Origin of the sequence: Kitasatospora sp. NPDC093558 (genome assembly GCF_040683475.1) — a bacterium.
Classification (GTDB): Bacteria; Actinomycetota; Actinomycetes; order Streptomycetales; family Streptomycetaceae; genus Kitasatospora.
Genome location: NZ_JBFBDY010000427.1, coordinates 1 through 5,449, shown reverse-complemented (window position 1 = coordinate 5,449; position 5,449 = coordinate 1). Strand labels below are relative to the sequence as shown.

At 74.1% G+C, this 5,449-nt stretch carries 6 protein-coding genes; 3 read left to right on the top strand and 3 right to left on the bottom strand.

Translation table 11 applies throughout. From position 1 onward, the window contains the following. Positions 1 to 1,240 (top strand): ABC transporter permease (locus AB0O00_RS28180; RefSeq protein WP_363656418.1); only part of this gene is annotated, 1,240 nt, incomplete at its 5' end. A gap of 210 nt (positions 1,241 to 1,450) precedes the next feature. Beyond that, the gene (locus AB0O00_RS28175; protein WP_363656416.1) at positions 1,451 to 2,335 is read left to right on the top strand and encodes a carbohydrate kinase; all 885 of its coding nucleotides are present in this window, start codon (positions 1,451 to 1,453) and stop codon (positions 2,333 to 2,335) included. Between the two features lie 3 nt (positions 2,336 to 2,338). On the opposite strand, the gene AB0O00_RS28170 is transcribed toward AB0O00_RS28175, so the two are convergent. Then, complete coding sequence (locus AB0O00_RS28170; RefSeq protein WP_363656414.1) at positions 2,339 to 2,881, bottom strand: GNAT family N-acetyltransferase; 543 nt, start codon at positions 2,879 to 2,881, stop codon at positions 2,339 to 2,341. Positions 2,882 to 3,091: 210 nt separating this feature from the next. Here AB0O00_RS28170 and AB0O00_RS28165 point away from each other — a divergent pair, with 210 nt between their 5' ends. Next, complete coding sequence (locus AB0O00_RS28165) at positions 3,092 to 4,099, top strand: polysaccharide deacetylase family protein (RefSeq protein WP_363656412.1); 1,008 nt, start codon at positions 3,092 to 3,094, stop codon at positions 4,097 to 4,099. A gap of 19 nt (positions 4,100 to 4,118) precedes the next feature. On the opposite strand, the gene AB0O00_RS28160 is transcribed toward AB0O00_RS28165, so the two are convergent. Both AB0O00_RS28160 and AB0O00_RS28155 read right to left on the bottom strand, forming a co-directional pair. Then, positions 4,119 to 4,556: a YchJ family metal-binding protein gene (locus AB0O00_RS28160; RefSeq protein ID WP_363656410.1), complete on the bottom strand. Its 438-nt coding sequence runs from the start codon at positions 4,554 to 4,556 to the stop codon at positions 4,119 to 4,121. 63 nt (positions 4,557 to 4,619) lie between these two features. After that, entirely contained in the window at positions 4,620 to 5,276 is a 657-nt protein-coding gene (locus AB0O00_RS28155) for an NAD(P)-binding domain-containing protein (protein WP_363656408.1), read from the bottom strand. Between the last annotated feature and the right edge of the window lie 173 nt (positions 5,277 to 5,449).

Here is a 5,449-nt window from a genome sequence, read left to right as displayed (position 1 = left end):
CGCCCTGCTCGGCGGCGGCATCGTCGCCTCCCTGGTGGCCCTGGTGGTGCTCGGCCCCGCGCTCTCCCGCATCGTGGTGTACGCGCTCGGCGCGCCGTACCCGGCCCTGTTCGGCGCGGTCGGCCGGATGAGCCGCCTCAACGCCGTCCGCAACCCGCGCCGCACCGGCGCCACCGCCGGGGCCCTCATGATCAGCCTGTCCCTGGTCGGCGCCGTCGCCGTCCTGGCCGCCTCGCTGACCACCTCGGTCGACCGGGACGTCGACAGCACCTTCGGCGCCGACTACGTCCTGTCCGGCAACGGCGCGACCCCGATCGGCCACGAGGTCACCGACCGGGTCAGGGCCGTGCCCGGCCTCCGGGCCGTCACCCGCCAGCGCTACGCCGTCGCCCACCTCAACGGCTTCCAGCTGGTGGTGTCGGGCGTCGACGTCGCCACCGTCGACCGGGCCGTCAAGCCGCAGTACGTGGCCGGCTCCACCGCCGACGTGGCGGCGGGCGGGCTGATGGTCGACGAGACCACCGCCAACGCCGACCACCTCGCGATCGGCTCGAAGGTCGAACTCCACTTCCTCAACGGCGCGGTGGGCACGCTCACCGTCGGCGCGATCGCCAAGCCACCGGCCGGTGCCGGCAAGGACGGCGGCAGCTGGGAGGTCTCCCTCGACACCCTCGCCAGGTACGCCCCCGAGGCCCAGGACTTCGCGCTCTACCTCAACACCGCGCCCGGCGGCGACCAGCAGGCCGTCCAGTCGGCCCTGGAGACGGCCCTCGCGCCCTACCCGCAGGTGACGGTGCAGAGCCAGGCCGACTACAAGAAGCAGGTCACCGGCCAGGTCGACACCGTCCTGTACCTGGTCTACGCCCTGCTCGCGCTCGCGATCGTCATCGCCGTCCTCGGCGTGGTCAACACCCTCGCCCTGTCGGTGATCGAGCGCACCCGCGAGATCGGCTTGCTGCGCGCCGTCGGCACCTCACGCGGCCAGATCGGCCGGATGGTTCGCCTGGAGTCCGTCCTCATCGCCGTGCACGGCGCCCTGCTGGGCCTCGGCCTCGGCGTCGCGTGGGGCGTCACCGGCCAGCAGGTCCTGACCCTGTACGGCATCACGGCGCTGAGCATCCCGTGGACGACGATCCTCGCCGTCCTGGCGGGAGCGGCCCTGGCCGGCCTCGCAGCCGCCGTGCTCCCCGCGATGAAGGCGGCACGCACGAGGATCCTGAGCGCGATCGCCGCCCCCTGAGAACGGCCGGTCGGCCGCGTCCCCCGGACGGAGCACTGCGGTAGCAGCCCCGTCGCGGTCCGTCATACGGTCGAAGAGCTCCACCCCCTGACGGGAGGGGCCACGGCCGTCGGAGAACCTGGCCAGGTCCGGCGGCCGTACTTTCATGCCCGCGTGCAGCCCGTAGGCTGGCGGTCCGCCCCTTCCGAGCCGGACCGCCAGGAGGCCGCCGTGACGAGCACGTCCCCGAAGTTCCTGGTGATCGGCGAGTGCGTCGCCGACGTCGTCCGCGCCGACGGCGAGCCGGACCGGGTGCACCCCGGTGGCAGCCCCGCGAACGTCGCGTTCGGGCTGGCGCGCCTCGGGCGGGCGGCCTCGCTCCTCACCGAGCTCGCGGACGACGCCCACGGGCGGCTGATCCGGGCGCACCTGGAGGGCGCCGGGGTGACGGTGCACGCCGAGGAGGTGGCGCGGACGCCGTCGGCCGTCGTGGAGCTGGACGGTGACGGGCGCGCGCAGTACGCCTTCGACATCGGCTGGACGCTGCGGCCCGTCGCGCTCCAGGACGCGCCCGGGTACGTGCACGTGGGCTCGATCGCGGCCGTGGCCCTGCCGGGCGCGGACGCCGTGCTGGGGATCGTGGAGCGGCTGCGCGGGCGGGCGAGCGTCAGCTACGACCCGAACGTGCGGCCCGCGCTGATGGGCGATCGGGCCGCGGCCGTCCGCCGGGTGGAGCGGTGCGTGGCGCTGAGCCACGTGGTCAAGGCCAGCGACGAGGACTTGGCCTGGCTCTACCCCGGCGAGGACGCGGAGTCCGTGGCCCTGCGCTGGCTCGGCCTCGGCCCGGCCGTCGTGGCCGTGACGCTGGGCGCGGCCGGCGCCGTCGCGCTCACCGCGGACGGGGCCAGGGAGGAGGCCGCGGCCCGCCGGGTGCAGGTCGCGGACACCGTCGGCGCCGGGGACTCCTTCATGGCCGCGTTCCTGCACGCCCGCGCGGCCGGCACCCCGCTTGCCGGCTGCCTCGCCCAGGCGGTGACGGCCGCCGCCGTCACCGTCTCCCGCCCGGGCGCGAACCCGCCCTCGTCCGCCGAACTCGCCGAGGCGCTGGCCCGGTAGGCCTTAACTGCCTGACCTGGGAACCTCGGTGAGGTCCCTGCCGTACCAGACCTCGGCGTACGGGCCGCTGCTGTAGGCGGGGATCTCGCGGTAGCCGTGGCGCGTGTAGAGGGCGCGGGCCTCGACGAGGTCGAGGCGGGTGTCGAGGACGATGCGCGCGGCGCCGAGGCCGCGGGCGGCGGAGTCGACGGCGGCGAGCAGGCGGGCGCCGCCGCCGGTGCCGCGCAGGCCTGGGCGGACGTAGACGCGGGTGAGCTCGACGGTGGTGGCGTCGAGGCGGCGCAGTCCGGCGCAGGACTGGGCGAGGCCGTCGTAGCGGCCGATCAGGAACAGACCGGTGGGCTCGGCGAGGTCGTCGCTGGGGGTGTCGGCGAGGCCGGCCTCCAGGACCTCGGTGCTGAAGTCCTCGCCGTGGTGCAGCCGGCCGTACCGGTTGGCGACGTCGTAGTAGTACTCGCGCAGCAGCGCCTGGGCCTCCGCGGAGGTCACGTCGGCGGGGGCGACGGTCCAGGAGGCCGGGCTGCGGGTGGTGGTGCCGGTCGTCATGCTCCGCATGATCGCTGCGCGGGAGGCCGGGCGGCAACGGGTTTTCGGGGCGTGCCCGGGGCTGTCCGATGGCCCTGTGCAGGGCAAAGCTTGGGCAAGGTCCCGGGCGGGTCGCTCTGCCGTGCGGGTGATGGGGGGATTGGCGGGGGTGCACTGCGGGGGAGCAGTGCGGTTATGAACGCACCATCAGATCGTCACATTAATGGGGGTTTGAGGGGGAGTCACCCGGCCCGGAGGGGTCTGCGGACCGGTCTGCTGGCCACCGTCTGCCTCTCCGCCGTCGTCGCCGGCTGCGCCGGCCCGTGCGGACCCGTCGGGTCGAAGGCCGCACCCGCCACCGCCGCGAGCGCCGCCGCGCCGGCCCCGGCGGCCACGGCCGGGGCCGCCGAGGAGCCCGCCGCCGACCGCGCCGGCGCCCGCGCGCCCGCCGCGCCGCCGATGCTGCCGGGCCTCGCCCGCCAGGAGGAGGAGAGCAGCAGCGAGGCCGTCGCCCGCGTGGAGAACGCCGCCCGCGAGGCCGTCGAGACCGCCCAGCGCTGGGGCCTGGCCGAGCCGCCGCTCAAGGCGCCCCCGCCCCCGGCCGCCAAGCCCCAGCTGCGGGCGATGCAGGGCGTGAAGGTCAAGGACGGCCGTCCGCCGGTGGTTTTCCGCGTCCCCACCGACGACAAGGTGGTCTTCCTGACCGTCGACGACGGCGCCGAGAAGGACCCGCAGTTCAACAAGATGGCCGCCGAGCTCGGGATCCCGCTCAGCGCCTTCGTCTCCGACTACCTCGCCCGCGACAACTACGGGTACTTCCGCGACCTCCACTCCCAGGGCGTGGAGATCAACAACCACACCATCAACCACCGCAACCTGAAGATCCACGACTACGAGACCCAGCACTACGAGATCTGCAGCCAGCAGGACCAGCTGGAGCAGCAGATCGGCGTCCGCCCCCGGCTGTTCCGCCCGCCGTACGGCGAGTACAACGACGACACGCTGCGCGCGGCCGCGTCCTGCGGGGTCCAGGCGGTGCCGATGTGGAACGAGGAGGCCTTCCCCGACCACATGGAGTGGCGCTACGACGACCAGAAGCTCCATCCGGGCGACATCATCCTCACCCACTTCCGGGGCGCCGACATCTGGAAGGCCACGATGCCGGACCTGCTCCGCAAGGTCCTGAACGAGGTCACGGCGCAGGGCTACTCCCTCGGCCGCCTGGACGACTACCTGTAGGCGGGGCGGCGCGGCCGGTTCAGCCGATCGCGAGGGCGTCGAGGTACACCCAGGCGCCCTCGTGCCGGACGAACCGGCTGTGCTCCTTGAGCACCCCCTCCTCGCCGCCCTCGGTCCAGTACGCGCGGAACGCGACGGTGCCCTCGGAGTGGAACGCGCCGCCCTCGATGGTGGCGTCGACCTCCAGCCGGGTCCAGCGCAGCGCCGGGTCGAAGTCCACCGAGTCCGGCCGGGTGTCCGGGTGCCAGCTGCGCAGCAGGTACGCCTCGTCCTGCACGACGAAGGCGCTGAAGCGCGAGCGCATCAGCGCCTCGGCCGTGGTGGCCTCCGCCACGCCGCGGTGCATGCGGCCGCAGCAGTCGCCGTAGGCGGCGGGCAGGCCGCACGGGCAGGGGGAGGAGGGCAGCAGCCGGGGCGCGGAGGCGGCGGCTCGGGGAGCGGGGCGACGTCGGGACATGCGGTCCATTGTCCCCCGTCCGTCCCGCTGCCCGAGCCCCGCCCGGGCCTCCGGCTGCGGCCGTCACGCGTTGCGCTTGAACGAGTAGTTGAACTCGCCGGTGCCGAAGTGGCGGTAGAGCCGCAGCCAGAACGGCATCATCATCTCGGTCGCGCGGGCGCCGGTGATGTCGCCGAGGTCGATGATCCACTCCGCCGGCCAGCCGAACTCGCCGAGCAGCGCGACCGCTTCGGCCTTGGCCGCGTCGTCGTTCCCGGAGACGAACAGGTTGTGCTCGCCGGGCAGCCGGGCCGGGTCGACCATGACCGAGACGTTCATCGTGTTGAGCGCCTTGACCACCCGGGCCTGCGGGAACTCGCGCTGGATCTGCTCGCCGACGCTGTCCGTGTTGACCGGGTCGAGGGTGACGCCGCCCTCCGGGGAGAAGACCAGCGGGTTCGACACGTCGATCAGCAGCTTGCCGGCCAGCCGCTCGGCCCCCGCCGCCCGCAGCGCCGCCAGCGCGACCGTGCCGCCGGTCGCGTTGAGCACCACCTCGCCGAAGTCCGCCGCGTCGGCGAAGGTGCCGCAGTGCCCGTGCGGGCCCGCGGCCGCGGCCCAGGCCAGCGCCTTCTCGTTGTCCTTGGTCCGCGAGCCCAGCGTCACCTCGTGACCGAGGGACACCAGCTTGTTCGCCAGCGTCTGTCCGACCGTGCCCGTGCCGATGATTCCGATGCGCACAGCTACTCCGCAGTTCCCGTGGAACGCGCCCTCGTGGAGCGTTGCCGCCGCCGACGATAGTTGACCGGCCCCCGGTCCTGAAGGACCGTCCGGTGCGCGGTTTCCAGGTCACAGGGTGTGGCCGAGGGCGGCGAGGAGGCGGGCTATCGCCGCCTCGTCGCGGCGGTAGTGGG

Coding starts and splice junctions, on each gene's coding strand:
- AB0O00_RS28170 (WP_363656414.1), bottom strand. CDS start 2,881: ATGACGACCGGCACCACCACCCGCAGCCCGGCCTCCTGGACCGTCGCC.
- AB0O00_RS28160 (WP_363656410.1), bottom strand. CDS start 4,556: ATGTCCCGACGTCGCCCCGCTCCCCGAGCCGCCGCCTCCGCGCCCCGG.